General features: G+C 59.6%; 29 protein-coding genes, 1 tRNA gene and 1 pseudogene. 23 read left to right on the top strand and 8 right to left on the bottom strand.

Annotation, left to right across the window (positions count from 1 at the left end; genetic code table 11):
• Positions 1-10: 10 nt before the first annotated feature.
• The 4 genes from A4G99_RS15905 to A4G99_RS15890 are packed head-to-tail and all read right to left on the bottom strand — an operon-like array spanning position 11 to position 4,027.
• Complete coding sequence (locus A4G99_RS15905; RefSeq protein WP_066145744.1) at positions 11-718, bottom strand: ABC transporter ATP-binding protein; 708 nt, start codon at positions 716-718, stop codon at positions 11-13.
• A complete protein-coding gene (locus tag A4G99_RS15900) occupies positions 718-1,560 on the bottom strand; it encodes an ABC transporter ATP-binding protein (protein WP_066145741.1) in 843 nt (280 codons plus the stop codon). The genes A4G99_RS15905 and A4G99_RS15900 overlap by 1 nt, the downstream gene beginning before the upstream one ends.
• Positions 1,557-2,915, bottom strand: coding sequence for a branched-chain amino acid ABC transporter permease (locus tag A4G99_RS15895; RefSeq protein WP_066145738.1), 1,359 nt, complete (start codon positions 2,913-2,915; stop codon positions 1,557-1,559). The genes A4G99_RS15900 and A4G99_RS15895 overlap by 4 nt, the downstream gene beginning before the upstream one ends.
• Positions 2,912-4,027, bottom strand: coding sequence for a branched-chain amino acid ABC transporter permease (locus A4G99_RS15890; RefSeq protein WP_066145736.1), 1,116 nt, complete (start codon positions 4,025-4,027; stop codon positions 2,912-2,914). The genes A4G99_RS15895 and A4G99_RS15890 overlap by 4 nt, the downstream gene beginning before the upstream one ends.
• A 210-nt stretch (positions 4,028-4,237) precedes the next feature.
• Here A4G99_RS15890 and A4G99_RS15885 point away from each other — a divergent pair, with 210 nt between their 5' ends.
• From A4G99_RS15885 to A4G99_RS26035, 8 genes are all read left to right on the top strand, one after another.
• Positions 4,238-5,437: a phosphoglycerate kinase gene (locus tag A4G99_RS15885; protein WP_066145733.1), complete on the top strand. Its 1,200-nt coding sequence runs from the start codon at positions 4,238-4,240 to the stop codon at positions 5,435-5,437.
• Positions 5,438-5,914: an N-acetyltransferase gene (locus A4G99_RS15880; protein ID WP_066145731.1), complete on the top strand. Its 477-nt coding sequence runs from the start codon at positions 5,438-5,440 to the stop codon at positions 5,912-5,914.
• Between the two features lie 17 nt (positions 5,915-5,931).
• A tRNA-Thr gene (locus A4G99_RS15875) sits at positions 5,932-6,005 on the top strand.
• Positions 6,006-6,331: 326 nt separating this feature from the next.
• Positions 6,332-7,795: a D-alanyl-D-alanine carboxypeptidase/D-alanyl-D-alanine-endopeptidase gene (gene dacB / locus A4G99_RS15870; RefSeq protein WP_066145728.1), complete on the top strand. Its 1,464-nt coding sequence runs from the start codon at positions 6,332-6,334 to the stop codon at positions 7,793-7,795.
• 234 nt (positions 7,796-8,029) lie between these two features.
• Positions 8,030-8,419, top strand: coding sequence for a hypothetical protein (locus A4G99_RS15865; RefSeq protein WP_223301922.1), 390 nt, complete (start codon positions 8,030-8,032; stop codon positions 8,417-8,419).
• A gap of 36 nt (positions 8,420-8,455) precedes the next feature.
• The gene (locus A4G99_RS15860; protein WP_066145725.1) at positions 8,456-8,965 is read left to right on the top strand and encodes a macro domain-containing protein; all 510 of its coding nucleotides are present in this window, start codon (positions 8,456-8,458) and stop codon (positions 8,963-8,965) included.
• Positions 8,966-9,002: 37 nt separating this feature from the next.
• The gene (locus A4G99_RS15855) at positions 9,003-9,353 is read left to right on the top strand and encodes a YbjQ family protein (protein WP_066145722.1); all 351 of its coding nucleotides are present in this window, start codon (positions 9,003-9,005) and stop codon (positions 9,351-9,353) included.
• 34 nt (positions 9,354-9,387) lie between these two features.
• A complete protein-coding gene (locus A4G99_RS26035; RefSeq protein ID WP_190303782.1) occupies positions 9,388-9,543 on the top strand; it encodes a hypothetical protein in 156 nt (51 codons plus the stop codon).
• Here A4G99_RS26035 and A4G99_RS15850 read toward each other — a convergent pair.
• The 4 genes and pseudogenes from A4G99_RS15850 to A4G99_RS15840 form a co-directional block, all read right to left on the bottom strand.
• Positions 9,540-9,839 carry a hypothetical protein gene (locus A4G99_RS15850; RefSeq protein WP_066145719.1) on the bottom strand — a complete coding sequence of 100 codons (300 nt, stop codon included), beginning with the start codon at positions 9,837-9,839 and terminating at the stop codon, positions 9,540-9,542. The genes A4G99_RS26035 and A4G99_RS15850 overlap by 4 nt on opposite strands.
• Positions 9,836-10,284: pseudogene (gene bcp, locus A4G99_RS15845) on the bottom strand (thioredoxin-dependent thiol peroxidase). The gene A4G99_RS15850 and the pseudogene bcp overlap by 4 nt, the downstream one beginning before the upstream one ends.
• A 41-nt stretch (positions 10,285-10,325) precedes the next feature.
• The gene (locus tag A4G99_RS26030; protein WP_190303781.1) at positions 10,326-10,496 is read right to left on the bottom strand and encodes a hypothetical protein; all 171 of its coding nucleotides are present in this window, start codon (positions 10,494-10,496) and stop codon (positions 10,326-10,328) included.
• 184 nt (positions 10,497-10,680) lie between these two features.
• Entirely contained in the window at positions 10,681-10,902 is a 222-nt protein-coding gene (locus A4G99_RS15840; RefSeq protein ID WP_066145716.1) for a helix-turn-helix domain-containing protein, read from the bottom strand.
• 149 nt (positions 10,903-11,051) lie between these two features.
• Between A4G99_RS15840 and A4G99_RS15835 the strand changes: the two genes are divergently transcribed.
• The 15 genes from A4G99_RS15835 (at position 11,052) to flaJ (ending at position 25,505) form a co-directional block, all read left to right on the top strand.
• A complete protein-coding gene (locus A4G99_RS15835; protein WP_066145713.1) occupies positions 11,052-11,747 on the top strand; it encodes a hypothetical protein in 696 nt (231 codons plus the stop codon).
• A gap of 68 nt (positions 11,748-11,815) precedes the next feature.
• The gene (locus A4G99_RS15830; protein ID WP_066145710.1) at positions 11,816-12,304 is read left to right on the top strand and encodes a chemotaxis protein CheW; all 489 of its coding nucleotides are present in this window, start codon (positions 11,816-11,818) and stop codon (positions 12,302-12,304) included.
• 85 nt (positions 12,305-12,389) lie between these two features.
• On the top strand, positions 12,390-12,752 hold the full coding sequence (cheY, locus tag A4G99_RS15825; protein ID WP_066145707.1) for a chemotaxis protein CheY: 363 nt from the start codon (positions 12,390-12,392) through the stop codon (positions 12,750-12,752).
• Positions 12,749-13,786: a chemotaxis-specific protein-glutamate methyltransferase CheB gene (gene cheB / locus A4G99_RS15820; RefSeq protein WP_066145704.1), complete on the top strand. Its 1,038-nt coding sequence runs from the start codon at positions 12,749-12,751 to the stop codon at positions 13,784-13,786. Before cheY ends, cheB begins: the two co-directional genes overlap by 4 nt.
• A 6-nt stretch (positions 13,787-13,792) precedes the next feature.
• Positions 13,793-15,811 (top strand): chemotaxis protein CheA, encoded by a 2,019-nt coding sequence (gene cheA / locus A4G99_RS15815; RefSeq protein ID WP_066145701.1) that lies wholly within the window; start codon positions 13,793-13,795, stop codon positions 15,809-15,811.
• Positions 15,811-16,407, top strand: a complete 597-nt coding sequence (locus tag A4G99_RS15810; protein ID WP_066145698.1) for a chemotaxis protein CheC — start codon at positions 15,811-15,813, stop codon at positions 16,405-16,407. The genes cheA and A4G99_RS15810 overlap by 1 nt, the downstream gene beginning before the upstream one ends.
• Before the next feature lie 40 nt (positions 16,408-16,447).
• Positions 16,448-17,569, top strand: coding sequence for a chemotaxis protein CheC (locus A4G99_RS15805; RefSeq protein ID WP_223301921.1), 1,122 nt, complete (start codon positions 16,448-16,450; stop codon positions 17,567-17,569).
• A complete protein-coding gene (locus A4G99_RS15800; RefSeq protein WP_066145692.1) occupies positions 17,566-18,069 on the top strand; it encodes a chemotaxis protein CheD in 504 nt (167 codons plus the stop codon). Before A4G99_RS15805 ends, A4G99_RS15800 begins: the two co-directional genes overlap by 4 nt.
• Positions 18,066-18,872: a protein-glutamate O-methyltransferase CheR gene (locus A4G99_RS15795; RefSeq protein WP_066145689.1), complete on the top strand. Its 807-nt coding sequence runs from the start codon at positions 18,066-18,068 to the stop codon at positions 18,870-18,872. Before A4G99_RS15800 ends, A4G99_RS15795 begins: the two co-directional genes overlap by 4 nt.
• A 146-nt stretch (positions 18,873-19,018) precedes the next feature.
• On the top strand, positions 19,019-20,317 hold the full coding sequence (locus tag A4G99_RS15790) for a FlaD/FlaE family flagellar protein (protein WP_066145686.1): 1,299 nt from the start codon (positions 19,019-19,021) through the stop codon (positions 20,315-20,317).
• The gene (locus A4G99_RS15785; RefSeq protein WP_066145683.1) at positions 20,301-20,732 is read left to right on the top strand and encodes a fla cluster protein FlaF; all 432 of its coding nucleotides are present in this window, start codon (positions 20,301-20,303) and stop codon (positions 20,730-20,732) included. The genes A4G99_RS15790 and A4G99_RS15785 overlap by 17 nt, the downstream gene beginning before the upstream one ends.
• Complete coding sequence (locus tag A4G99_RS15780) at positions 20,733-21,191, top strand: flagellar protein G (RefSeq protein ID WP_066145680.1); 459 nt, start codon at positions 20,733-20,735, stop codon at positions 21,189-21,191.
• Complete coding sequence (locus A4G99_RS15775) at positions 21,188-21,955, top strand: ATPase domain-containing protein (RefSeq protein WP_066145677.1); 768 nt, start codon at positions 21,188-21,190, stop codon at positions 21,953-21,955. The genes A4G99_RS15780 and A4G99_RS15775 overlap by 4 nt, the downstream gene beginning before the upstream one ends.
• Before the next feature lie 3 nt (positions 21,956-21,958).
• On the top strand, positions 21,959-23,773 hold the full coding sequence (locus tag A4G99_RS15770; RefSeq protein ID WP_066145674.1) for a type II/IV secretion system ATPase subunit: 1,815 nt from the start codon (positions 21,959-21,961) through the stop codon (positions 23,771-23,773).
• Between the two features lies 1 nt (position 23,774).
• Complete coding sequence (flaJ, locus tag A4G99_RS15765; protein WP_066145671.1) at positions 23,775-25,505, top strand: archaellar assembly protein FlaJ; 1,731 nt, start codon at positions 23,775-23,777, stop codon at positions 25,503-25,505.
• Positions 25,506-25,507 lie beyond the last annotated feature (2 nt).

The raw sequence follows: 25,507 nt of genomic DNA, 5'->3' as shown, positions 1-25,507 counted from the left end.
CCCGACGAGATTATCCGCCGAGGAACTCCTGTCGGACCTCGTCGTCCGCCAGCAGCGCGTCGCCGGAATCCATGAAGCGGTTTTGACCCTGCACGAGCACGTAGCCGCGGTCACAGCGTCGGAGCGCCTCCTTCGCGTTCTGTTCGACCATCAGGATGGCAGTCCCGTGGTCGTTGATCTCGTCCACCTTGTCGAACATCTCGGCGACGAGGTCGGGAGCCAACCCTGCACTCGGTTCGTCCAGCATCAGCAGGTCGGGGTCGAGCATGAGCGCCCGACCCATCGCCAACATCTGCTGTTGGCCGCCGGACATCGTTCCCGCTTTCTGCTCCCGGCGCTCGTCCAGTATCGGGAAGCGGTCGAACACCTCCTGCATGGCGTCCTCCGGGACTTCGTCCAGGATGTACGCCCCCATCTCCAGGTTCTCTTCCACGGTGAGCGACGAGAACACGTTGTCGTTCTGGGGCACGTACCCCAGTCCGAGGTGGATGATGTCCTCGGGTGCGTCGCCGTGAATCTCCGTACCGGCGAACGTGATGCTGCCGCCCATGTACGTCGTCAACCCGAAGACGGATTTCATCACGGTCGATTTCCCCGCACCGTTCGGGCCGACGATGGTGACGTATTCGCCGTCCTCGACGCGCATATCGACGTCAGAGAGGATCTGTAAGTCCTCGCCGTACCCCGCGTCCAGTCCGTCGATGTCGAGCAGCGCCATCAGATCTCCTCCCCGAGGTAGGCGTCGATGACTTGATCGTTCGAACGGATCGCCGCGGGTTCACCCTCGGCGAGTACTTTTCCTTGGTGCATGACGATGACGTGTTCGCAGTTGTTCATGATGACGTCCATGTCGTGTTCGACGAGCAGGAACGTGTAGCCGCGTTCACGGAGTTCGTGAACGTGTTTGAGCAGTTTCTTCTCCAGCGACGGGTTGACACCCGCGAGCGGTTCGTCCAACAGAACCATCTGCGGGTCGGTCATGAGCGCCCGCGCCATCTCCAGCAGTTTCCGCTGGCCGCCGGAGAGGTTGCCCGCGTACTCGCCCGCGAGGTGGTCGATCTCGAAGAACTCCAGCATCTGCCACGCTCGTTCGAGCACGTCTTCTTCCTGTTTGCGGACGTCGCTTCGCATCCCCGGCGTCACGGACCGCCAGAGCGCTTCGCCCTCCTGTCCCTTCGGCGCGAGCATCATGTTCTCCAAGACGGTCATCTCGGAGAGTTCGCGGGCGATCTGGAACGTTCTGACCATGCCACGGTCCGCGATTTGGTACGGTTGCATTCCCGTGATGTCGCGGTCGTTGAAGTACACCGAACCGCTATCCGGCTGATAGACCCCTGTGATGAGGTTGAACGTCGTGGACTTCCCGGCCCCGTTCGGGCCGATGAGGCCGGTGAACGAGCCCTGTTCGACCGAGAACGTCGCTCCATCGACGGCGGTGATGCCGCCGAACGTTTTCCGGAGGTTCTCGACCCTGAGCGGCGTCTCGCTCAGGTCGGCGACCTCGTTTCCGATGTCGAGCGAGTTCGCATCGTCGGTGTCTTCGGTTTCGCTCGCGGTCATTGCTCCTCACCTCCGTCCGTCGCTGCATCCGGTTTCGGACCGCCGGAGCCACCACCGGGGCGCAGGAGCGGAATGCTCGCCGCTTCCTCCTTGCGGTGGCCGAGGACGCCCTCCGGCCGGTGGTGCATGATCCAGATGAGGACACAACCCATGAGGACCAACTGGAGCGCGTTGATGTTACCCATCATGTAGGAGATGAACGGCATGATGTTGCCGTGGAATATCGGGCCGACCGCACCGGCAAAGGAGTTCGGAGCGGTGGGAACCTGAATCGATCCCCTGATGATGTTCTTCAGGTAAAGCGGTCCCTGATACAGCAACCCGGCGAATATCGCCGCGCCGAGGACGCTCCCGGTGTTCGACCCGGCACCGCCGATGATGAGAGCCAACCACACGAAGAACGTCACCTGCGGCTTGAACGAGGTAGGCGTGATGGCACCTTGGCGCATCTGCCAGAGGATACCCGCGAGCCCCATCAGCGCACATCCGAGCATGAACGACTTGATCTTGAACTGGTTGGTGTCCTTCCCGAGGGAGTTCGCGACCTGTTCGTCCTCACGGATGGCCTTGAGCACGCGCCCGAACGGCGATTCGCCGGTTCGCTTCATCAGCCAGTAGTAGGCCACGACGAACAGCAACAGGATGATCGCGTACGTCAGCGAGTCCAGAACCGGACCGGACGAACCGCCGACGAGCGGATCGAGTGCGTGTTCTATCGCCTTGTACGGGCCGCTGTTGAACAGCGGGTCGAGAGGGTCGGTGAAATTCAACAACAGTCCGCGACCGCCGCCGGTTCCGAGCTGAACCGCGTTCCACGGCAGGGGAATCGTTATTCCCAGGTAGTGAAGCTTCCCTGGAATCGTAAACGTCTGGAACTGGTTCGACGTCACGATGAAGCGGATGATTTCGGACGTCGCGATGGTAACGATCGCGAGATAGTCGGCGCGCAACCGAAGCGCCGGAAGCGCCACCAACAGGCCGAGAATCGCCGCGGCGAGCATTCCACCGAGGATACCGACCCACAGCGGGAGGCCGAGACCGGAAACGGTCGCGGCACCGGCACTCGCACTCGCTGGCGGTTTCGAGATCATCGCCATCGTGTACAATCCGACGGCCATGAACCCCGCGATACCGATGTTGAACAGCCCGGTGTACCCCCAGTGGAGGTTCAACGCGAGCGCCAACATCCCGTACACGCCGATGAGGAACGTGAGCCGTGCGAGGGAGTTCAACTGGCCGCGAAGCGAGTAGCCGAGCAGTGTGCCTCCCACGAGATACAGCACGTAGATGGCCAACAGAGCGCCCAGGATGAGCATCGTGTCGTTGATCTCGAAATCGCGGACGCTCGAACTCATGCCGTCGTCCTCCCTGCGAACAGTCCCTGTGGCTTGAACAGCAGGATGAGGATCATCATGCCGAACGCGGCGGCACGGCCGAAGTCACTGGGAATCCAGATGATGGCGAGGTTCCACGTCAGACCGATGACCAATCCGCCGAGGATCGCGCCGTAAATCGACCCGATGCCGCCGAGGATGACCGCGGCGAAGATGGGCAACAGGAGGAGCCATCCGAACTGGAAGACGATGGTTCCGCGCCACAGCACCAGCAGGAAGCCCGAGATGCCGGTCAGGGCGCCGCCGATTATCCACGTCCAGCGGATGACTTGTTCGGTCGGAATCCCGGTAACGCGAGCGAGGTCCTCGTTGTCGGCCATCGCGCGCATCGCCTTCCCGAGCTTCGTCCGCTGGAGCAGCACGTGCACGCCGAGCATCAATCCCACCGTACAGACGAGTATCGTCAGGTCGTGTGCCGTGACCCGTACCGTCCCGTCCCACAGCAGGAGGTTCCACGACGGAATGTCCTGAATCGCCGTCGTCCCGCGGCTTTCGGCCGAGAAGACGAAGACGACGAGGTAGCGAAGCACGAACGCGACGCCGATGCTCGTGATGAGCAGGGAGATACCCTCCGCATCACGCATCGGCCGATACACGATCCGGTCGATAAGAAGCGCCAACACGACGGTGAACGCTCCGGCGAACAGCATTCCGAGGATGACGGCTACCGGCGTCGTCGCAATCGTGATACCGAGACTGCTCGCGTATACGGTTCCGCCCGCGCCGACGAGCAACAATCCCGCGATGTTGTTGCTTCCGAGTCCCGCGATGAGGTACGTGACTGCCCATCCCGAGAACGCGCCGCTCGTGATGTAGTCCCCGTGCGAGAAATTAGCGAAGTTCAGAATACTGTACGTCATCGAAAGCCCGATTCCGGCGAGGCCGATTATGAGTCCCCGCATGAGGCCAGTCCAGATGAGTGACCCGACGTAGGAGACACGAAGGTTGCCGGTTACCAAGCGTTGGATGAAATCGAAGACGAGGAGCACCGCGAATACGCCGACGACCACGAGCAGTGGTCGTTCGACGATGAGGCGGCGTCCACGTGAATAGGTCTCAGTTGCATCGTCCATTGATAACTCTCCACATGATAACCGGTTCCAGTCAGGCTATTAAACCTTTCCGACAGAGCCTCCCATCGGATTCCGGTAACGGCGGCATACTGACAAGGTCCGAAGAGGAATGTGCAGAAAGCAAATAACCCGACTATTTACTCGAAACCGTGTTTATTTCGAGGCCCAACTACCGACACACATATGCCGAGCGGTGTTGCAGGCACACGTATGTCCATACTGACCCTTGATGACCTCGCGGTTCAAGGGACGACGCTCGGCGTGCGTATCGACATCAACAGTCCGTTGACCGAATCCGGCAGCCTCGCCGACGATGCGCGGCTCGTGGCACACGTCGATACGCTCTCGGAACTGTTGGAGCGCGGTGGGAAGGTCGCCATTCTCGCCCACCAAGGGAGACCCGGGAGCGACGATTTCGCGGGTCTCTCGGCACACGCAGAGCGGTTGGACGAGTTGCTCTCCTATCCGGTTTCCTATTGTGACGGAACGTTCTCCGCGGAGGCACGTCGAGCCGTGTCGAACCTCCGCGAGGGCGAAGCGGTGGTTCTCGAAAACACCCGTTTTTACAGCGAGGAGTACATGGAGTTCCCGGCGGAGAAGGCCGCCGAAACCCATCTCGTCGACCGACTCTCCCCCGAACTCGACGTCTACGTCAACGACGCGTTCGCGGCGGCACACCGCTCACAGCCCTCACTCGTTGGTTTTCCGACCCGGTTACCGGGATACGCCGGTCGAGTTATGGAGCGTGAAGTGGACGTGCTTGGCGATATCGAAGGAACGCCACGCCCGCGTACGTACGTGGTCGGCGGCGCGAAGGTCTCTGATTCCATCGCCGTGGCCAGAAACGTACTGGAACGCGACCTCGCGGATCACATCCTGACGGCCGGAGTCGTCGGGAACGTCTTCCTGTTCGCCGACGGCGCGGACCTCGGCGAGGCCAGCAAGGAGTTCATCCACGACCAGGGGTACATCGATTACATCGACGACGCCGCCGACCTGCTCGAAACCTACGGCGACAGGATTCACCTCCCCGAGGACGCCGCCGTCGAACGGGACGGCGAACGCGTCGAACTCACCCGGGAGGAGTTCCCACCGAAGGAAGGCGAGGCCGCGATGGACATCGGCGAGGAGACGATATGCTCCTATTCGAACATCCTCCAAAACTCGGGGACGGTCATCCTCAACGGACCGGCGGGCGTGTTCGAGGACGAGACGTTCGCGGACGGCACTCGGGAGCTATACATCGAGGCCGGGAACGCCGAGTTCAGTATCGTCGGCGGTGGTGACACCGCCGCCGCGATTCGGAAGTTCGACCTCGACGGGTTCGACCACGTCAGCACCGGCGGCGGAGCGTGTCTCCGAATGCTCACCGGCGAACCCCTTCCGGCGTTACAGGCACTCTCCCAATAGATGGTGGTCATCGAGGCGGCGACGAGCGCCGACATCAACCCGGTCGTGGAGCGATGGGTGGAACTTGCACAGGACCAGCGCACGTACGATTCCCACATCCTCGCCGACGAGAATCGGGGGGCAGTTCGGGATTCGATCGCCCGACACATCATCGAAGACGGCTTGCTCGTCGCTCGCGATTCGGGCATCGTCGGGTTCGTCATGTTCGAGCTACAGACGGGACTCTATCAGCAGACGACCACCCGGGGGCTCATCCAGAACGTCTACGTCGCACCGTCGCACAGGAACGAGGGTGTCGGATCCGCGTTGCTGGACGAGGCCGAAGCCCTGCTCGCGGAGCGGGGTGCCGAGGTGTTCTCCCTCGACGTGATGGCGAGGAACGAAAATGCCCGCAGACTGTACGAAAACCGGGGCTACGAACCGCATCGAATCGAGATGGAAAAATCGGACGAAAGCGATAACCACTCAAAGGAGTAGTGATAACTGGCAGATGCGCCAAGGGAGCTTGGGTGGTTCAAGCACTCGATTTGTAATCGAGACTACGTGGGTTCAAATCCCACCCTTGGCTTCCTTCGTGGTTCGTTCTGGCACCGATAGGTGTAGCGGGTCGAAAGAACCCGAGGTTTTTGCACGGAGTACCACACTGGTATTGCTCGGAATCGGGAGTTTCGATTGGGAGCTACAGCGTTTGACAGGGCGTTCACAATACCATTGGAAACCGTCCGTTAACCCCCTCCTCGCCGACGGTAATTCCCGTTACTTCACGACGGCGTTCGATCCGACACGTCATGGTGGGAGAGATACCCTAGCACGAAAGGGGATGTGTACTTGACCGGTTCGTGAAAATACAACGTTGTGGCGAAAGATAAAAGCTTGAAGATAAACAGGAGAACGATGCTCGGAGCGACCGGCATGGTCGGTGCCGGAACGCTGTTCAGCGAGGGTGCGCTCGCAAAGGAATCGCACAAAAAACACGACGGACGGGACGAATCGTGTCGGTCGGGCGACTCGGCCGTCGAAAAACTGCTGGCACAGGCGCCGGAGAAGTTCCCCGGCGGAATCGTCTCGGTGTACGCCAAGGAGGCCGGACCGCACGGTGAGGTGTTGGCGACCCACGAGTCGGAAAAGGTCGTCAAACCCGCGTCGAACACGAAACTGCTCACGACGGCGCTCGCCCTCGAACATCTCGGACCCGACGAGCGGTTCGAAACCAGCGTGATCGGCGACGGTTCGAAGTCGGGGACGCAGTTCCACGGGGACCTCGTGATTCGCGGAAACGGGGACGTGCTGTCGCAGGACAACCTGAAGACGTTGGCGGGGCAAGTCGCCGACGAGGGAATCGAGGCGGTTCACGGCGACGTCGTCGCGGACATCACCGCGTTCGACACGTCCGGGTACGGCCCCGTCTTTTCGGTTCGCGGTCCCGGTTATCCGGAGGGATGGACGTGGGAGGACCCGCAGTACTCCTACGGCGCGCCGAGTTCGACGCTCGCGCTGTACTGGAACAAGGTCGCCGTCACGGCCAAGCGAACCGACGACGGAATCGACCTCTCGGTCGAACCGAATTCGGAGTTCGTCCCCGTCGAGTCCCACCTCTCGGAAGCGCCCGCCGGGTCGGACGGCTACTTCTACACCTACCTCGACCGGGTGAACGGGACCATCTACGCCATCGGCGAACTCCCGCCGGGGTACGAGGAGACCGACTTGTCACCCGTGATGCGCCCCGACGAGCACGCCGCCGCCGTGTTCGCGGGGTTCCTCGAAGACGCAGGCGTGACGGTGAACGGCGACGTGACATTGCAGACGGAGGAGAAAGACCGAACGGCGGCGTTCCGGACGAGCATCCGGTCGGAGCCACTCCACGAGACCATCGGGCCGATGTTGCTGTACTCGAACAACGTCGACGCCGATCAACTGGCCCTGATGACCGCCCGCCGTGCGACGGGGGAGGGGTCGTTCGACGCGTGGACGGACCTAACCGGGGCCTACTTCGAGAGTTTGGGAGCGCCTGCGACGGTTTTCCGCGACGGGTCCGGACTCTCGCAGTTCGATCTGATTTCGGCCGCCGACATGGTTTTCATGCTCGAATGGATTGGCCGGAAACCGTGGTCCGAAACGCTGTTCGGGTCGCTCCCGACGCCGGGACACGGTACGCTCGCCTACCGATTACGGGACGTGGACGTACCCGTCCAAGCGAAAACCGGAACGGTTCGGGGGACGCGGTCGCTGTCCGGTGCGATTCGCCGAACGGGCAAACCCGACGTGTTGTTCTCGATTCTCATGTCCAACGTGACCGTGGGCCTCGGCGACGCCCGGGACTATCAGGACGACCTAGTGAGAGCGCTCGTGGACGCCTGAGCGCTCGGGCACATCGTATCACGTGGGTCGAACGGTGGCGGAACGGCGGGAAACGGGGCAGTCGGTTTCACGGGGTAATCCCGCTTCGGTCTGACTGCTTCGGTGATACGAATGTCCGCGGACAGGATTAGCTATCGCTTAACGCCGTATTCCGCATTGTGAACTGTTGCTCGCCGTTTCTACCAGAATAATTATCGGACGGTTTTATACTGGCAGCACGCTTGATTCCCTTTCATGAGCCGCACCCAGAGTGTCCCCCTCTGGATGGCCGAACCCGAGGAGTTCAGGAGCACGCTCAAGATGGTGCTCAGTACGGCGTACAAAAACGACCGCCGATTCGACCGAGCGTGGACGTTCCGATACCCCGACGAGACGCCGAATCTGATGGCCGAAATCACACATCTCGAAAAGGGGGGGACCGAGGAGGTTATGAATCCACCCGAGCCGACGAAACCACCGGAGCAAGCCGTGCTCAAGGATTTCCGCGACGTGCTCGGCGATCTGCTGCTGAAAGGTTACCGACGAGGTATCGAGTTCGACCGAGCGTGGTCGTTTCGCTACCCGAACGCTGACCATCCGGATCTGATGGTCGAAGTGACGTATCTCGAAGAGCAGGACGACTGACCCGATAATTTTGTTCGTCCCCGTCCTACCGGGGGTATGGAGTTCACCGTCATTCGAGGAGACATCGCAGCACAGCGAGCGGATGCACTCGTCAACGCCGCCGGAACCAGCCTTCGAATGGGGAGCGGCGTCGCCGGAGCGCTCCGGCGCGGTGCCGACGGGCCGATAAACGACGAAGCGATGCGGAAAGGTCCGGTCGAACTCGGTGCCGTCGCGGTCACCGACGCGTACGAACTCGACGCGGAGTTCGTCGTCCACGCCGCGGCCATGCCCCACTATGGAGACGGTGAGGCCACACGGGAGAGCATCCGTGATGCGACGCGGAACGCGCTCCGTGAAGCCGACGAGCGGGGAGCCAAATCGATGGTACTTCCGGCCCTCGGATGTGGCATCGCGGGATTTAGCTTGGAGGAGGGCGGTGCGATCATCTGCGAGGAAATCCGGCGATTCGACCCGAACTCCCTCGAAGACGTTCGTCTCATCGCCTACAGCGACGAGGAGTACGAAACCCTCCGAGAGGTGGCGGCCGAAGCGTCGGATACATAGCAGAAAAGTTATGAATAGCGGCTGAAAATCACCGTCGATGACAGCGTTCAGTTACAGCGACGACGAGGTATTGCTCACGACGAGTCACGAGGTGCCGGGACGTGAAATCACGGCCCATCACGGCGTGGTCGTCGCGGACGTGACGCCGGGGCGAAACATCGGAAAGGACATCGCGGGTGGCCTCCGCGACATCGTCGGCGGGCGCTCCGGTTCGTGGGAGAAGACGCTCGAAGCAAATCAGGAAACCGCCCTCGACGAGTTGGTCGAAGAAGCGAAATCGGTCGGTGCGGATGCGGTCGTCGCGCTCGACGTCACCGACGAAGCGCTCGGCGGACAGGGCGGCATGATAAAGATCAAAGCGTTCGGAACCGCCGTTTCGCTCGACTGACAAATATTGTAACGGCCGGTTCGGTTGTCGAGGTATGACGACATACGTCGGCGTCGATTGGGCGTCGAAATACTGGGTCGCACTCGCCCTCACAGCGAAGAAATCGAAGGGGAACTTCGAGACGCTTCCCGAAAGTCCTCCGGAAGATGACAAGGGTCATCGAACGGCGGTCGTCTATTCAGACGCTTAGGAATCGTTTAACTCTACGTCTTCACCAGCGTCCCCTCCCCCGATTTGAATTGTTGCGTCCGTTTCGACCGCATCGAGGCCGTCGAGTTCACAGATGTCCGCCACGATCGGTTCCGGAACGACGACACGAAGCGTTTCGAATTCCAGTTCCGCATCGACCTCGCCACCGAGGTCCGTGACGCGAGCGGCGACCGACTCGGAATCTGCTCCCTCGGCGAGTCGAAGCAGGAGCGTCGCCGATTCGTCGGGGAACGGGTCGTCGCGCATGCCACGGACGGGATGGGATACGTAGGTCATAGGGCGGCAAGTATCTCGTCGGCGTGTCCGTCGGGCGAAACGTCCTCGAAAACGGCCTCGACGGTGCCGTCGGAACCGACGACGAACGTGTTGCGGAAGACGCCATCGAACGTGTTCCCGAACATCCGCTTCTCGCCGTACGAATCGTACGCCGAGGCGACGTCGCCGGACTCGTCGCTCAGGAGGTCGAACGGCAGGTCGTACTTCTCCCGGAACTTCGCGAGGTCCGAGACGGGGTCGTCGCTGATACCGAGAACCGGCACGTCGCGCGCTTCGAACTCCTCCCACGAATCGCGGAAGCCACAGGCCTCGGTGGTGCATCCCGGCGTGTCGCGCGGGGGTAAAAATACACGACGACGGTGGTATCGAAATCCGCAAGCGAGACCTGATCTCCGTCCTGATTCGGCAGTTCGAACGATGGTGCTGTTTGGCCGGATTCGAGCATATGGGTCGAGTTCGAAGCGAACGAGCAACTGCGTTGTGGAACTACTCGCCGATGACGACGAACGTTCGACCGCCCTTTCGCTCGAAATGAACGGCATCGTCCTCGGTTGCAGTTTGAACGTACTCCTCGACTTCGCTGGCGGACAGTCCGGATACGTCCGCCGAATTCCACGGTCGTTCCGCCGACTCTTCCGTTCCGACTTCGATGTTCATATGCTCACCATGTCCGATCGGATAATGAAAGACCGCCTAGCGGAGCGAAAGTGAAAGTAGTCGGGAAAACCGGAAGACGACGGTTCGAAGTCGGTTCGAAGTTGGTTCGAAGACAGTTTGAAGGCAGTTCGAAGGTCGTCTAAAGTCAGTTCGGGGTCGATGCGAAGACCGTTCGAACGACCGTTCAGGAGGCGAGCGTCAGCGACTCGCCGTCTTGGTTCACGAGGCCACGTTCGCGGAGCGACCGGATGACCGTGTACAGCGTGATTTTCGGCAGGTCGAGGCCGTTCTGTAGTTCGTCCAGGGTCGCGCCACCCGTCGTCGCAAGCGAGAGGTAAACGAGCTTTGAACGCGGTGAGTCGAGTTCGTCGGGCAACGGTGAGAGCGGTGTCGTTTCGATGCTCATGGTAGTATCCGGTTCGAAACATTCGACGATAATAAAATTACCTCACGACGATTGTCGAAACCCGTTGGAGGAGTCCGTTTGAAGAGATGTGTTCTCACTGCCGGGAATTCCCGGTGATTTTATGTGAAGAGCGGTGGTAGTCTTGACCAATGAATCCAGCGCGAGACGAATCCAACCGCGAGTCGAGGAAGGTCATCTCGCCGGAGGAACTCGACATCGAGGGGAGCGAGAACGTCGTTACGCTGGACGATGGACGGTTCGTCATCGGTGCATCCGGACGCCCATCGGTCCCCGACGAACCGACGGAAGCGACGACCGGAAACGCGAATAGCGATACGACTCCAACAGTCGATCCGTCACCGTCGGCCGAATCATCGCCCTCCACGGATGCCCCGCCCGCCCTCGAACCCGAACCGGACGTCGAGGATGGGTCGACGGCATCGAACGCGGACCCCTCGTCATCGACCACGACTCCGGAAATCGACTCGCGCGACGTTCGTCGATGGCTGGAAGCTGATCTGTCGGACGTGACGTCCCGATACGGGTTTCACATCAGCGCGAAATCGGAAGATTCCATCAGCCACCAACAGATGTTTTCGGACGACGTTGGGACCGTCTTCGACAGCCTCCTCCTGTGGTACGCTCAACAGGTCGATAAGGGGACAGCCGTCGAGGACGTCCTCGGAATCCTCCTGATGGAGTCGAACATCCGGGTTCGCTACTCGCCACGCTGTCTTCGTGGTCTGCTCGATACACACGACCTCTCGCCGGACGACAGTATCGCGGACCTCTTTCAGGCGATTCAGGACGCGAACGGCGTCGTCTTTCCACCGGACGTCGAGTAGTCATTCTCCGCCGTGATAGCGAGGAGTGGGTTTTATGTTGTATCGTCCGATGTATCCAATAACTGACTATGAGCGTTCAGGAACAGGAACCATCGGACGAGGAGACCCAAGTCGTCGAATTTCGACTCGGCGAGGACGTTTGCGCTATCGATATCGAACAGGTAGACAGCATCGTCGAAGTGAAGAAGGTGACGCGGATTCCACGAACGCCGAACTCCATCGAGGGCGTCATGGACCTCCGCGGCGAGACGACGGCCATCATCGACCCGAAGGAGTTTCTCAGCGTCGAAACCGGCGAGCGAGGTGACGACGTTCTCGTCCTGGACCGCCCCGACGACAAACAGAAAATCGGAATTCGAGTGGACGAGGTGCTCGACGTGACCACACACGCGCCGGAAAGGATAGACGCCAACGACGAATTGGAGAATCTCGACACGCGTGGAATCCGTGATCAGATCTCACGTGGGATCATCAAAAAGCCGAACGGCGACGACGATGACGCGCTGGATCTCGTGATATGGGTGGATGTTGACAAAATGATTAACAGCCTAAATTAACTTTCTGAAGAAATCCTCAACTGTGATAATCACAGGGGAGCATTTATTTTGCCCCCTTTCAAAAACTCTCGATAGTGAAAATTGAATGGTGAATGACGTACTAATTGTCGACGATTCAGAATTCATGCGGAACCTCCTGCGTGAGATTCTGGAAGAGAATTTCGAGATCGCGGACGAAGCCGAAAACGGCGTCGAAGCGGTCGAACTGTACAAGGAAAAACAGCCGGACTTCGTGATGATGGACATCGTGATGCCGATTCGAGACGGCATCGAGGCGACGACCGAAATCAAGCAGTACGATTCGGGCGCGAACGTCATCATGTGTACGAGTATCGGGCAGGAAGAGAAGATGAAGAAGGCGATCAAGGCGGGCGCGGATGGCTACATCACGAAACCGTTTCAGAAGCCCAGCGTGATGGAAGCAATCGACGACGTAATCTCAGCATGACGCAGGCGGTCGTCGTCGACGACTCCCATTTCATGCGGACGGTTATCACCGACGTTCTCGAATCGGACGGCATCGACGTCGTCGCACAGGCGTCGAACGGCGAGGAGGCCGTCTCGGTCGTCGCCGAACACGAACCCGACGTGGTGACGATGGACGTCGAGATGCCGAAGATGAACGGTATCGAGGCCGCCGAGAAGATCATGGAACGGACGCCGACCCCGATTCTCATGCTTTCGGCACATACCGAGGAGGGGGCGGAAGCGACGTTCGAAGCCCTCGATCGAGGGGCGATCGACGTGTTGGCGAAACCCGGTGGAGAAGTGTCCACCGGAATCTCCGCACACAAGGACGCCCTCGTCGCGAAGGTCCGGTCCGTCGTTAAGGCGGATGTCTCCGTCAGCGTACCGGACAACACGATGGCCTCCCCGGCGAATATGGACGATTCGTACGTCGAGAACGCGACGGTCATCATCGGCGCATCGACGGGAGGACCACGAGTCGTCGAAAGCGTTCTCGCCGGACTTCCCCGCTCGGCACAACTCCGGGTCCTCATCGTCCAGCACATGCCGGACAGCTTTACCACCCGATTCGCAAAGCGACTCGACAACCGAACCGAGTACGACGTGAAGGAGGCGACCGACGGCGACCGAATCGGCGCCGGACAGGCACTCGTCGCGCGGGGGGACTACCACATGGAGGTCTCGAACTACGCGAAAGGGAGGCTCCGCGTTCGACTCACGCAGGACGAGGTGCGACACGGCGTCCGTCCGGCAATCGACGTGACGATGGAGTCCGCCGCCGCGACGATTACCGACCCGCTGACCGCCGTCGTCCTCACCGGCATGGGTGCGGACGGTGCGGTCGGCGTGGAAGCCATCAAAGCGGCCGGTGGACGGACCATCGCACAGGACGAAGCGACCTGTTCCGTGTTCGGCATCCCCGCACGGGCGATCGAAACCGGGTGTGTCGATACGGTGCTTCCGGCCGACGAAGTCGCCCGTGGAATACTTTCGACCGTACGCAAACCGACGTGATTCGATATGGATGAATACATACAGGATTTCATTCGTGAAAGCGAAGAGAACATAACGGAACTGAACAACTCGCTGCTCGAACTGGAGAACGACCCGAACGACGAGGAGGCGATGGATTCCATCTTCCGGACAGCACACACGCTGAAAGGAAACTTCGCGGCGATGGGATTCCAGAGTGGAAGCGACCTGGCTCACGCCATCGAGGACCTGCTGGACGAAATTCGACAGGGGAGGATGGAAGTCACGCCGGAAATCATGGACCACGTCTTCGCAGGCGTGGACAAAATCGAGGTCATTCTCGCCGAAATCGAGGCACACGGCGAATCGAAAACCGATCCGAGCGCGACCATCCAAGACATTCGCACGACGTTGGAGGGGGCGAGTACCGTCTCCGACGAGGAAAAACCTGAGTCGACCGACGAGGCAGCAGAAACCGGTGCCGAAACGATCCTCGAACGACTCGACGACCCGTCGGTGCTGGCCGGAGTCGACCCGGTGTTCCACGCCCGAGTGGAAATGGGTGACTCGCAGATGAAAGGCGTCGATGCGATGTTCGTTCTCGGCGAGGTGACCGAGAAACTCGATCTGCTCGGTGCGGTCCCGCCCGTCGAAGCCATCGACGAAGGCGAGTACGACGACGGTTTCGACCTGTTCGTTACGGACGGCGAGGAGGAACACGTCTCGGAGGTCATCGACGGTGCGTCGAAGGTCGAATCCACTACGGTCACCGACGTGACCCACGCGGTGCCCGACCCTGCCGGAGCGGTGGGGAAGTCGGTCGATTCGGCGTCCGAGTCCGAACCGGCCGGGGTATCCGAATCGGCGGGTGAACCGACGGGGACGGAACCCGCAACCGGAGCCGACGAGTCGGATACCGCCACACCGGTGGACGAAATCCAGTCGATTCGCGTCAACGTGGACCAGTTGGACGACCTGCACGGGCTCGTCGAACAACTCGTCACCAGCCGTATCAAACTTCGACGGTCGATCGAACAGGGAGAACTAGGTAGCGCATCGGACAACCTGGACGAACTCGACAAGATAACGACCAGCCTGCAGGACACGGTCATGGACATGCGGCTCGTGCCGCTCAAGAAGATCGTGGACAAGTTCCCGCGACTGGTGCGCGACCTCTCGCGCACCCAGGAGAAGGAGATCGACTTCGTGATGGAAGGGAAGAGCATCGAACTCGACCGCACCATCCTGAACGAGATCAGCGACCCGCTCATGCACCTCCTCCGGAACGCCGTCGACCACGGCATCGAACCCCCGGAGGAGCGTGAGGCGAACGGGAAATCGCGCACCGGGACGATTCACCTGCGCGGCATGCGCGAACGCGACCGCGTCACTATCGAAGTGGCGGACGACGGTGCCGGTATCGACGCCGACACCATTCGGTCGAAGGCGGTGAGCAAGAACATCCTGACGCGGGGTGAGGCGGACGCGCTTTCGGACGAGGAGGCCTACGAACTCATCTTCCACGCGGGCTTCTCGACGAACGAGGAGATTACCGACGTGAGCGGTCGCGGCGTCGGTATGGACGTCGTCAAAAACACCATCAAGCGCCTCGACGGTGACCTCAGCGTCGAGAGTGAACTCGGTGGCGGCACGACCATCAGCCTCTCGCTTCCCGTCACGGTCGCCATCGTCAAAGTGCTGTTCGTGGAGTCGGGTGAGGAGGAGTACGGAATCCCCATCAAGAACGTGGACGAGATTCGACGGATGGGTGCAGTAAAACACATCGAAGGCGAGGAGGTCGTTACGCACGACGACACGGTGTATCCGCTCATCCGCCTCGGACAAGCGCTCGACGTTCCCGGCGAAACCAAAAACGGGGACGGGATGCTCGTCCGGGTCAACGAGTCTGAACGACAGGTCGCGATTCACTGCGATGCCGTGAGCAGACAGGAAGAGGTCGTCGTCAAGCCGTTCGAAGGAATCCTGTCCGGAATTCCGGGTCTCTCCGGGGCGGCGGTGCTCGGTGAAGGCGACGTGGTGACCATCCTCGACGTGGAGAGTTTATAATGAGTTTGCAGATAGACATTCGGAAATTGAGCCTGTTCAACAGGATGGCAAAGCAGGGTGCGAACACGGTGGCAAACCACCTGAATCAGATGACGGGAATGCAGACGGAGATGGAGATAACCAAGACGAACTTCATCGATATCCGCGATATCCGCAACCACATGGGCCACGAGAAGCAAGTCGGGATTCACATCGAACTCGTCGAGCAGCCCTACGGATACATCCTGTTTCTGTTTTCGGTCGGGAGCGCAAAAAAGCTCGCACACGGCATGATGGGTGGCATGGGTGACCCCGCGGAGAAGGGGTTCAGCGACATGGAAAAGTCCGCCGTTCAGGAGATCGGCAACATCATGACCAGCGGATTCATCGATGGCTGGGCGAACGTTCTCCGGACGACCATCGACTTTTCGACGCCGACGTTCACGTACGGCCCGGCGAGTCGAACCGTCGAGTCGCTGGTCGGCCATCGAGACGACGACGTGGCGATGGTGCTCGACTCGCGGGTACGGGTACCGGATTCGAACGTGGAAGTGAAGGTGTACACGTTCCCCGAACTCGAACAACTGGTTCGGATGATGCGCAAGATAGAGGTTTGAGATGGAAGTCGATATCAGAAAGCTCGAAGCGGTAAACAGAATGGCACACGAGGGGGCAGAGCGGGCGGCCGCACACCTGTCGGCGATGGCCGAAATAGAGACGTTCGTGGACGTTACGCGGACGTACGTTCGCTCGGACACCGAGACGAACGAGGGTGGCGGATGTGTCGGCGTCGTCATCGAACTGGACGGCGGACTGTGTGGACGGACGGCGTTCACGTTCCCTGCGAAAAGCGTCGAGCGGATGCGTGACGCGCTCGCACCCGGAATGGAGGACATGGACGAGAGCATCCTTCGGGAACTCGGAAACGTGATGGCTGGCGGGTTCGTGGATGGATGGGCCGACTACCTCGGAACGACCATCGACATCTCGCCGCCGACGTACGTGGACGGCGACCCGACGCTGCTCCTCGACGACGACGAAACGTTCGTCTTTGCGAGTTCGATCTGTGCGGTGGACGAATCGATTTCGTTCCGCGTTCACCTCTCGCCGGGAGTGGGGGAGTACGATACCCTGCTCGCCGCCGAAGGCGAACCCGTTTCCGTGGAGAACCTCTCGCACTTCGACGAGATGACGCGAAGCGGTGCGACGACCGTCGCGGAGAACATCACGGCGATGACGGGTATCGAAACGACGGTCGATATCACACACGTCAGCTTCGTTCCCGTCCAGGAAGTGCCGGAGTCACTGGGAGATAGGACGTACGTCGGTGTCGTCATCCAACTCGAAAACGCCCCCGGTGGGTTCGTCCTGATGCTGTTCGACGAATCGTCCGCACACGGCGTCGCTAGCGCGTTGGTTCCCGGCGACGGGGAGGATGGTGAGTTGAGCGAGGCGGAGCAAAACGCAATTCAGGAACTCGGCAACATCATGGCGAGCAGTTTCATCGATGGGTGGGCGAACGCGCTCGAAACGACCATCGACATCTCGCCGCCGACGTTCGCCTACGACATGGGCAGTGCAATCGCGGACCCGTTGGTCGCCCACCTCGGGCAGAATCAGGAGTTCGCGTTCGTTTCCGATGCGACCATTCGTGCGGCGGACCAGCCGTTCGACTGTTCGCTGTACGTGCTTCCGGACGAATCGGAACTCCAGGACGTACTCATGTCGCTCGATTCCGACGCGACTGCGGAGCGAAAAACCAGCGCAGGACGATTATGAAGGTGTATCGCAGCGAGTCGCATCGGGGGGGTGGTCCGATAAAGGTCGGTGTCGCGGATTACGCCGTCACACCCCACGAAACACGACTCACGACGACCGGACTCGGATCCTGTCTCGGCATCGCGCTGTCCGAACGGTCCAGCGGCGTCGCCGGTCTCGCACACGTCATGCTCCCTTCCGCACCCGAATCCGGCGGGGACGACGCGAAGTTCGTGGATACGGCCATCGAGAGGATGCTCACGGAGATGATCGATGAAGGAGCGAACGCCGACTCCATCGAGGCGAAGATCGCGGGCGGGAGCAACATGCTCGATCTGTCCGGAATCGGACGGGACGTCGGAGCGCGAAACGTCGAGGCGAGCAAGGAACTGCTCGCCGACCGGGAGATACCCATCGTCGGCGAGGACACGGGAGGAAACCACGGACGCTCGCTCGAACTGCACACGGGGACGGCCGTCCTCGTGGTCAAGAGTACCCACCGAGGGGTGAACCGAATTTGAACTCGTTCGACACCCTGCTCTCGTTCATCGAGTCGGAACTCGGCTTCGCGACGAGCCACTACGATTCCTCGTATCTCGATCGGCGGATATCCTCGCGTATGCGTCGGACGGGAATCGAAACCTACGATCGCTATCGACAGCGACTCGAAACGGACGCGGACGAACGAACCGCACTCCTCGATGCGCTATCCGTCAACGTGACGAGTTTCTTCCGAAACCCGGACGTGTGGGCGGAAGTTCGACGTGTCCTGCGATCGCTGACCGAGTCCGGGCGTCACGTAAAACTCTGGAGTGCGGCGTGTTCGGACGGACGGGAACCGTACTCGCTGGCGCTGCTCGCGTTCGCGGATTCGGAGATCGACGAGACGAAGATACGGATAACGGCGACCGATATCGACCGCGAAGTGCTGGCGAAGGCACGCCACGGAGTGTACCGGAGCACTCGAACGACGGACATCGCGGAGCAACTCGAACCGCTCGACGGTTACGAGCGGTTCGTGCAGCGGGACGATACCGAGTTTCGGGTGCCGGATCGGGTGAAACGGTTGGTCGAGTTCGAGCGGCACGACCTGATTCACGGTCGTTCGAAGTCGGATTTCGATTTCGTTTCGTGCAGAAACCTGTTCATCTACATCAACGCCGAGCACAAACTGCCGATGCTCCAAACGATCACCGACTCGCTTCGAACGGGCGGGTATCTCGTTATCGGGAAAACGGAAACGCTACCCGATGTTCTGAAGGAAGGATATGACTCGATAGACAAACGTCTCCGTATATATAAGAAAACAATAGAAGTAGAGTGATCTCTAAACCTCATTTATAGGGCATTTAACGATTATTCTGCGCCATACCTCGTCCCTCCATCCCCGAAATGTGTTCTATCCATCATGGTATCAATTTTGATAACTCAGGCAGAAGATTAATGTGCTGGCGTTCGGTGGTGTGCATAATGAGACTTATAACTCTTGCTCCCAACCTCGCTCCGCTCCTGAGTGGGTCGGTAGCCATGGGTGCCATGGGAATCATGGACTTCATGGAGGATGACGAGAGTGCCGAGGGGGAGTCGAACGGCGACGACCTGTTCGATGATGACCTCGGTGGTGACGACTTCGGTGATTTGGACGACAGCATGGACGGCGGTATGGACGACTGGGGCGACGGGGGCGGTGACGGGTTCGGCGACATGGGTGGCGGTTCGACACAGGAACTCGAAAATCGCCTCCAAGACCTCGAAAACGAGGTCGGAGACATCGCCTCGACGGTCAGCACCGTTCGGAGTGAAAACGAGCAGATAAGCGAGAAAGTGGACGACGTCGAGGAGAACGTCCGTAAACTGCTCGAAATCTACGAGATGGTCACGCGCGGCGTCAATCCGTTCGTTGACGACGTCCCCAACGGCGGCCTCGGCGGCGACGCGTTCGGTGGCGGCGGTAACGACGGGTTTGGCCTCTTCGACGAAGAGGAAGAGGACGACGATGATGACCTCGACGACGATGTCGCCGATGCCGACGCCGAGAGCTTCTTCGATGATACGTTCGACGACATCGAGGACGACGACATGGACGACCTCGGGATGGACGATATGGACGAGATGGAAGCGGACGAAGGGATGGAAGACGACGAAAGCGACGGACAGGCGGGCGGTTCGACATTCCAAGAACTCAAAGACGAGTACGAATCCGGGGAAGCCGAGTGGGCCGAAGAGGGAGATTCCGACGAAGCGGAGTCGGAAATCGAGTTCGACGTCGAACCCGAGGAGGTGCCGGAGACGGAACCCGATCATGAACCAGGAACATCGGAAGCGCTCGATACGGGCGAGTTCGAATTCGAGGAACCGGCTCAAACGGACGAATCCCAAGCGGCGGAGACGACGATGGCGATGCGAAACGGCATGCAAAAGCCGTATCTCGCCACCCTCCCCGCGGGCTACATCGTGGACCTCGTCGTGATGGAGTGGTTGGAATTCCTCGTCGAGGAGTTCGGCTCCGAGGACGCCGTTCGGACCATCGGATACTACGAAGACATCGATTGGATCAGCGAACCCGTCGAGGAGCAACTACTCGGGTTCGCTCGCGGGATCGCCGACGTGACGGACGTGGACGCCGACGCGACACCGGCCACCCTCAGTGTGGACGACCACATTCGGAGTCTCTCGTTCATGAGCCAACTCACCGGAGACGCAATCGAGCAAAAAGTCGTTGACCACTGTGCAGGGATACGGGGAGAGGGCAATGGGCTTCAGCGTTAGTGGTTCCACTGCCATCATCTTCCTGGCGATGTTCCTCAGCTTTGGAATGTTCTACTCGTCGGCCTACAACGGTTTCGAGCGGGTCAACGACGCCCAAACGTCCCAGTCTGAGCACGTCCTCGAACAGCAAAACACCGGACTAAATATAACAACAGTGAACTATTCCGCAGGATACCTGAACGTAACCGTGAACAACACCGGAACGACCACGCTCGATGTAAGTGATACCGACTTGTTGGTCGATGGTGTATACATCTCCGAAAAATCAGTCGCCGCACGTGACGTTGACGGCAACAACGGCACCGAACTGTGGCTCCCCGGTGAGTCCCTCCATTACAGGATCAACGTCTCGACCGGTCCGAAGCGTGTGAAAGTCGTGACCGGTCCCGGACCGGCGGATACGGTGGTGGTCTGAGTGGCGAGCGTCTCCACGTCCCACCTCATCCTGTTCATCGCGAGTCTCATCATCGCGGCGAGCGTCGCCGGGACGTTCAGCACGGGCATCCAACGACTGTCCGGTGCGTTAGGTGACAGGAGTATCGACATCAGTCACAACGTCAGGACGGATATCGAGATCATCAGTGACCCTGCCAGTGGGGCCGTTTATAACGCAAGCGGCAACGAAAATATTACCCTGCTGATAAAGAACACTGGGTCAGAGAATTTAAAGGGGTCAAGCGACCAGATTGATGTACTACTAGACGGAAAGTATCAATCGAATGTCTCGGTAGAAGTCGTCGACGGCACCTACTGGGACGTCGGAAATGTAGCACGCGTTATAATCACACCAAGCACTCAATTGCCGCCCGGAAACGATCATCGCGTGAAGCTCATCGTCAACGGCGACTCGGAGGTGCTGGAGTTTAGATCATGAGTTCGAACAATCTCTACTCGCTCGGCTTGCAAGATCACGACCGCCTGAACAACGAACTCGGAGGTGGCATCCCGCGAGGGTCCATCGTCCTCATGGAAGGGGACTACGGCGCAGGTAAGAGCGCACTGAGCCAGCGGTTCAGTTACGGTCTCTGTGAGACCGACCACAGCGTGACGTTGCTCTCGACGGAACTGACGGTGCGTGGGTTCATCGATCAGATGCACTCGCTATCCTACGGCATCGAGGAGCATCTCTTGAACGAGCGACTGCTGTTCCTGCACGCCGACGTGGATACCGGAACGCGCCAGATAACAGCACCGAGCGAGAACACGGACGACGGACAGCGAAAGGAGTTGCTAAACCGGTTGATGAAAGCGGAGGCCATGTGGGACGCGGACGTGGTCATCATCGACACATTCGACGCGATTCTCCGCAACGATCCGACGTTCGAGGCGTTGGTCCGACAGAACGAGGAACGACAGGCCGCACTCGAAATCATCTCGTTCTTTCGTGACCTCGTCAGTCAGGGCAAGGTCGTCGTTCTGACCGTCGACCCTTCGACGGTTGACGAGGATGCAATCGGACCGTTCCGGGCCATCGCGGACGTGTTCATGGAACTCCAGATGGTCGAAGTCGGAAACGACGTGCGTCGAAACATCTCGGTCAAGCGGTTCGCCGGGATGGGAGAACAGGTCGGTGATAGTATCGGATACTCGGTTCGCGCCGATGCTGGTATCGTCATCGAGAGTCGTAGCGTCGCATAAAAAATGACCGAGCATGGGTCCACCCAAATCGAAGACAACCTCCGTGAGGTCGCGATGCGCCGTCCGCACCTCCGTGACTACTTGAAACGTTTCAAGCAGTTCACGGGTGAATTCCCGAAACTCATCGAAGAACCGTCGGGCGAATGGGAAGCGGACAAACCGAACGTCATCTATCCGGCGGGCGGTCCCATCTACTGTCACATCTACGGGGATATCGGTCGGGATACGAAGTACTACGCCATCGAACCGGATTTGAGCGACACCGAACAGGACCTGTTCTGGAACGTCCGGAACAAGATTCTCGAAAAGAGCGTCACGAAACCAGCGCCCGAGAGCGAATCGGAGTACGACGACAGGATCGAGGAACTCCTCCAAGAGACGGTTCGAATCGGCGAAGCGAACGACACCATCGGAACACGAATCAGCGGCGTTTCCGCACGGGACATTCAAAAGCGGATTCAGAACGTCTCGCCCCAGGACCTCGCACGACGCGTCAGCAGTATCTCCTACGACGACGTGAAGGCCGGAATTCAGGGGCTCCGTGAAAACAACGTGGTCGATGAGTTGCGAAATTTCTCCGGGATCGGTAAGTACCAGGTTTCCGGTCAAACCTACGAGAATATTCGCTATCGACTAAACCGGGATATCGTCGGGTTCGGTCCACTGGAACCCATCATGCGTGACCCGTCGAACGAGGACATTCACGTCATCGGTCCCCACGAGACGTACGTCGATCACGGAACCTACGGCATGCTCGGGACGACTGTCGATTTCGGGACGAACGGCCACTTCGACAATTGGCTTCGTAACATGGGCGAACGAATCGGGGACCCGGTTTCCGATTCGGACCCCATCGTGGACTCGACGCTTCCGGACGGGTCGCGTATCAACATCATCTACAGCGACGACGTGAGCATCAAGGGACCGAGCCTCACAATCCGTCAGAACGAAGGTACGCCACTGTCGGTTGCCCAGATTACGAATTGGGGAACGCTGTCGCCGCAACTGGCGGCCTACCTGTGGCTCTGTCTGGAGAACGAACAGACGGTGTTCGTCGTGGGAGAGACGGCGTCCGGGAAGACGACGACGCTCAACTGCATCCTGTCGTTCATCCCCCGGGACAACAAGATTTACACCGCGGAGGACACCGCCGAGGTGCTGCCGCCACACAACACGTGGCAGCAACTGCTCACCCGAGAAGGGAAGAGCGAAGCCAGCGCCGATGTGGACATGTTCGACCTCGTCGCAGCGGCACTGCGTTCCCGCCCCGATTACATCATCGTGGGTGAGGTTCGTGGTGCGGAGGGTCGGATGGCGTTTCAGGCGGCCCAGACCGGCCACCCCGTGATGCTCACCTTCCACGCGAGCGATATCGTTTCGATGATTCAGCGGTTTACCGGCGACCCGATCAACGTCCCCGAGACGTTCATGGACAACGCCGACGTGGCGCTGTTCCAGAATCGGGTCAAGCAGGGCGACAAAGTCCTCCGTCGCGTGACGAGCGTCCAGGAAATCGAGGGGTACTCGAAGGACATGGGCGGCGTGGTGACGCGCCAAGCGTTCTACTGGGATCCCGTCGAGGACGAAATCGTCTTTCAGGGGATGAACAACTCCTACGTGTTGGAAGAACAGATCGCGACGCTGCTGGGCTACGAGAACACGCGAGACATCTACGAGGAACTGGACTTTCGCGCACGAATCATGGAACGAATGATAGAAGAAAACGTCCTCGGCTACCACGAGGTGAACGAAGTCATCGAAGCCTTCCATCGCGACGGCGTCGATGGCCTTCCGTTCGACGTCCATCGGTCGATTTGACATGGCGGAGGCAGAAGTACAGCCTACGGACGCGAAGCAACTCCTCAGCTCCGCGGCTTCCTCGACCATCGAGGCCTACCAGCAGATGGAGATGCCGATGTTCCGATACATCGGTCTCGTCATCGTTCCGGCAGCGGTGTTTTTCGTCATCAGCCTCACCATCGTCTTCACCGTTCACCTGCCGGTTCTCGTCGCTCTGCCGATCCCGTTGCTTGGAATCCTCGGGTTGACGACGGCAGTCATCTACCCGAAGCTACTGCGGGACCGACGGAAAAAACAGATCGAGGACAGACTACACCTATTCATCACCCACATGACCGTCCTCTCGACGGCGAACATGGACCGGGTGCAGGTGTTTCGCGTCCTCTCGGAGGAAAAGGAGTACAAGGAGCTTGCATTGGAGATGCAACGGATCGTCCAATTGGTCGACACGTGGAACCAGAGTTTGGACGATGCGCTCCGAATCCGGGCAAGAAAAGTCCCGAGCAAGCCGCTGTCGGACTTCTTCGACCGTCTCGCCTACACCATCGGTGCGGGCGGGACGATTCAGGATTTCCTGGCCTCCGAACAGGACGTGGTCATTCAGAACTACGTCACCATCTACGAAGGCGCGTTGCAGAACCTCGAAGTGATGAAGGACCTCTACCTCTCGATGATCCTCTCCGTCACCTTCGCACTCGTGTTCGCGACGGTGCTTCCCATCCTGTCGGGGACGAACCCGACGATGACGGTCAGCGCGGTCGTCGTCATGTTCGCGTTCGTACAGATGGGATTTCTGTTCATGATCCAAACGACCGCACCGTACGACCCCGTCTGGTACCATCCGGAACAGAAGGATCGGACGGCGTCCGAGCGGAAGGTTCGTCTCAGCGTCATCGCCGGAATCGTTCTGACCGTCATCTCCATCGCTATTTGCCTACTCATCCTCCTCGGACGCACGTCCGTCGATCCCAGTTCGATTCCACTCCCCATCTTCGCGGCGCTGCCGACGACGCCGCTCATACTGCCCGGCTTGGTCGTCCGGCGTGAGGAGGGCAAGGTCAAGGAACGCGACGACGAGTTCACGAACTTCATCCGCGCGTTGGGTGCGAGCGAGACGGCGAAACAGAGCACCACCACCAACGTGCTCGAAACGCTCCGAAAGAAGGATTTCGGCGCACTTACGCCCGATATCAACGACCTGTACATACGATTGAGCATGCGAATCGAGTCGGAACTCGCGTGGCGGCATTTCACCGCCGATGCCCGTTCGTATCTCATCCAGAAGTTCAGCGAGATGTATCTCATCGGCAGACAGATGGGTGGTGAACCGAAGCACCTCGGGGAACTCATCAGCGGCAACATGAACGAAGTGATGCAGTTGCGCGAACAGCGCCAACAGTCCACGATGACGCTCATCGGTGTCCTCTACGGGATTACCGCCGCGTCGACGTTCGCCTTCTTCATCGGTCTCGAAATCGTCACCATCCTCTCCGGGATGTCCGTCGACCTGAACACCTCGCAACTCAATATCGGGACCATAATTCACACCGGAGTGTACAACATTCCGATGATAGAGTACCTGCTCGTCATCATCATCCTGCTTAATTCGGTGCTCTCCTCGCTCATGATTCGTATCGTCGATGGGGGGCACAAAGTGAACGCGTACATGCACTTCGTGTTGCTCACGTGGGTGAGTGCGCTCATCGCGTGGGTGACTCGCGTCGTCGTGCAAACGTTCTTAAATGTATGAGA

It is taken from the genome of Haladaptatus sp. R4, assembly GCF_001625445.1.
In the GTDB taxonomy this organism is placed as follows: Archaea; Halobacteriota; Halobacteria; order Halobacteriales; family Haladaptataceae; genus Haladaptatus.
The sequence above is the reverse complement of the archived record's forward strand: the minus strand, read 5'-3'. Positions and strand labels throughout refer to the sequence as shown.

Coding starts and splice junctions, on each gene's coding strand:
- A4G99_RS15905 (WP_066145744.1), bottom strand. CDS start 718: ATGGCGCTGCTCGACATCGACGGACTGGACGCGGGGTACGGCGAGGAC.
- A4G99_RS15900 (WP_066145741.1), bottom strand. CDS start 1,560: ATGACCGCGAGCGAAACCGAAGACACCGACGATGCGAACTCGCTCGAC.
- A4G99_RS15895 (WP_066145738.1), bottom strand. CDS start 2,915: ATGAGTTCGAGCGTCCGCGATTTCGAGATCAACGACACGATGCTCATC.
- A4G99_RS15890 (WP_066145736.1), bottom strand. CDS start 4,027: ATGGACGATGCAACTGAGACCTATTCACGTGGACGCCGCCTCATCGTC.
- A4G99_RS15885 (WP_066145733.1), top strand. CDS start 4,238: ATGTCCATACTGACCCTTGATGACCTCGCGGTTCAAGGGACGACGCTC.
- A4G99_RS15880 (WP_066145731.1), top strand. CDS start 5,438: ATGGTGGTCATCGAGGCGGCGACGAGCGCCGACATCAACCCGGTCGTG.
- dacB (WP_066145728.1), top strand. CDS start 6,332: ATGCTCGGAGCGACCGGCATGGTCGGTGCCGGAACGCTGTTCAGCGAG.
- A4G99_RS15865 (WP_223301922.1), top strand. CDS start 8,030: ATGAGCCGCACCCAGAGTGTCCCCCTCTGGATGGCCGAACCCGAGGAG.
- A4G99_RS15860 (WP_066145725.1), top strand. CDS start 8,456: ATGGAGTTCACCGTCATTCGAGGAGACATCGCAGCACAGCGAGCGGAT.
- A4G99_RS15855 (WP_066145722.1), top strand. CDS start 9,003: ATGACAGCGTTCAGTTACAGCGACGACGAGGTATTGCTCACGACGAGT.
- A4G99_RS26035 (WP_190303782.1), top strand. CDS start 9,388: ATGACGACATACGTCGGCGTCGATTGGGCGTCGAAATACTGGGTCGCA.
- A4G99_RS15850 (WP_066145719.1), bottom strand. CDS start 9,839: ATGACCTACGTATCCCATCCCGTCCGTGGCATGCGCGACGACCCGTTC.
- A4G99_RS26030 (WP_190303781.1), bottom strand. CDS start 10,496: ATGAACATCGAAGTCGGAACGGAAGAGTCGGCGGAACGACCGTGGAAT.
- A4G99_RS15840 (WP_066145716.1), bottom strand. CDS start 10,902: ATGAGCATCGAAACGACACCGCTCTCACCGTTGCCCGACGAACTCGAC.
- A4G99_RS15835 (WP_066145713.1), top strand. CDS start 11,052: ATGAATCCAGCGCGAGACGAATCCAACCGCGAGTCGAGGAAGGTCATC.
- A4G99_RS15830 (WP_066145710.1), top strand. CDS start 11,816: ATGAGCGTTCAGGAACAGGAACCATCGGACGAGGAGACCCAAGTCGTC.
- cheY (WP_066145707.1), top strand. CDS start 12,390: ATGGTGAATGACGTACTAATTGTCGACGATTCAGAATTCATGCGGAAC.
- cheB (WP_066145704.1), top strand. CDS start 12,749: ATGACGCAGGCGGTCGTCGTCGACGACTCCCATTTCATGCGGACGGTT.
- cheA (WP_066145701.1), top strand. CDS start 13,793: ATGGATGAATACATACAGGATTTCATTCGTGAAAGCGAAGAGAACATA.
- A4G99_RS15810 (WP_066145698.1), top strand. CDS start 15,811: ATGAGTTTGCAGATAGACATTCGGAAATTGAGCCTGTTCAACAGGATG.
- A4G99_RS15805 (WP_223301921.1), top strand. CDS start 16,448: ATGGCACACGAGGGGGCAGAGCGGGCGGCCGCACACCTGTCGGCGATG.
- A4G99_RS15800 (WP_066145692.1), top strand. CDS start 17,566: ATGAAGGTGTATCGCAGCGAGTCGCATCGGGGGGGTGGTCCGATAAAG.
- A4G99_RS15790 (WP_066145686.1), top strand. CDS start 19,019: ATGAGACTTATAACTCTTGCTCCCAACCTCGCTCCGCTCCTGAGTGGG.
- A4G99_RS15785 (WP_066145683.1), top strand. CDS start 20,301: ATGGGCTTCAGCGTTAGTGGTTCCACTGCCATCATCTTCCTGGCGATG.
- A4G99_RS15775 (WP_066145677.1), top strand. CDS start 21,188: ATGAGTTCGAACAATCTCTACTCGCTCGGCTTGCAAGATCACGACCGC.
- A4G99_RS15770 (WP_066145674.1), top strand. CDS start 21,959: ATGACCGAGCATGGGTCCACCCAAATCGAAGACAACCTCCGTGAGGTC.
- flaJ (WP_066145671.1), top strand. CDS start 23,775: ATGGCGGAGGCAGAAGTACAGCCTACGGACGCGAAGCAACTCCTCAGC.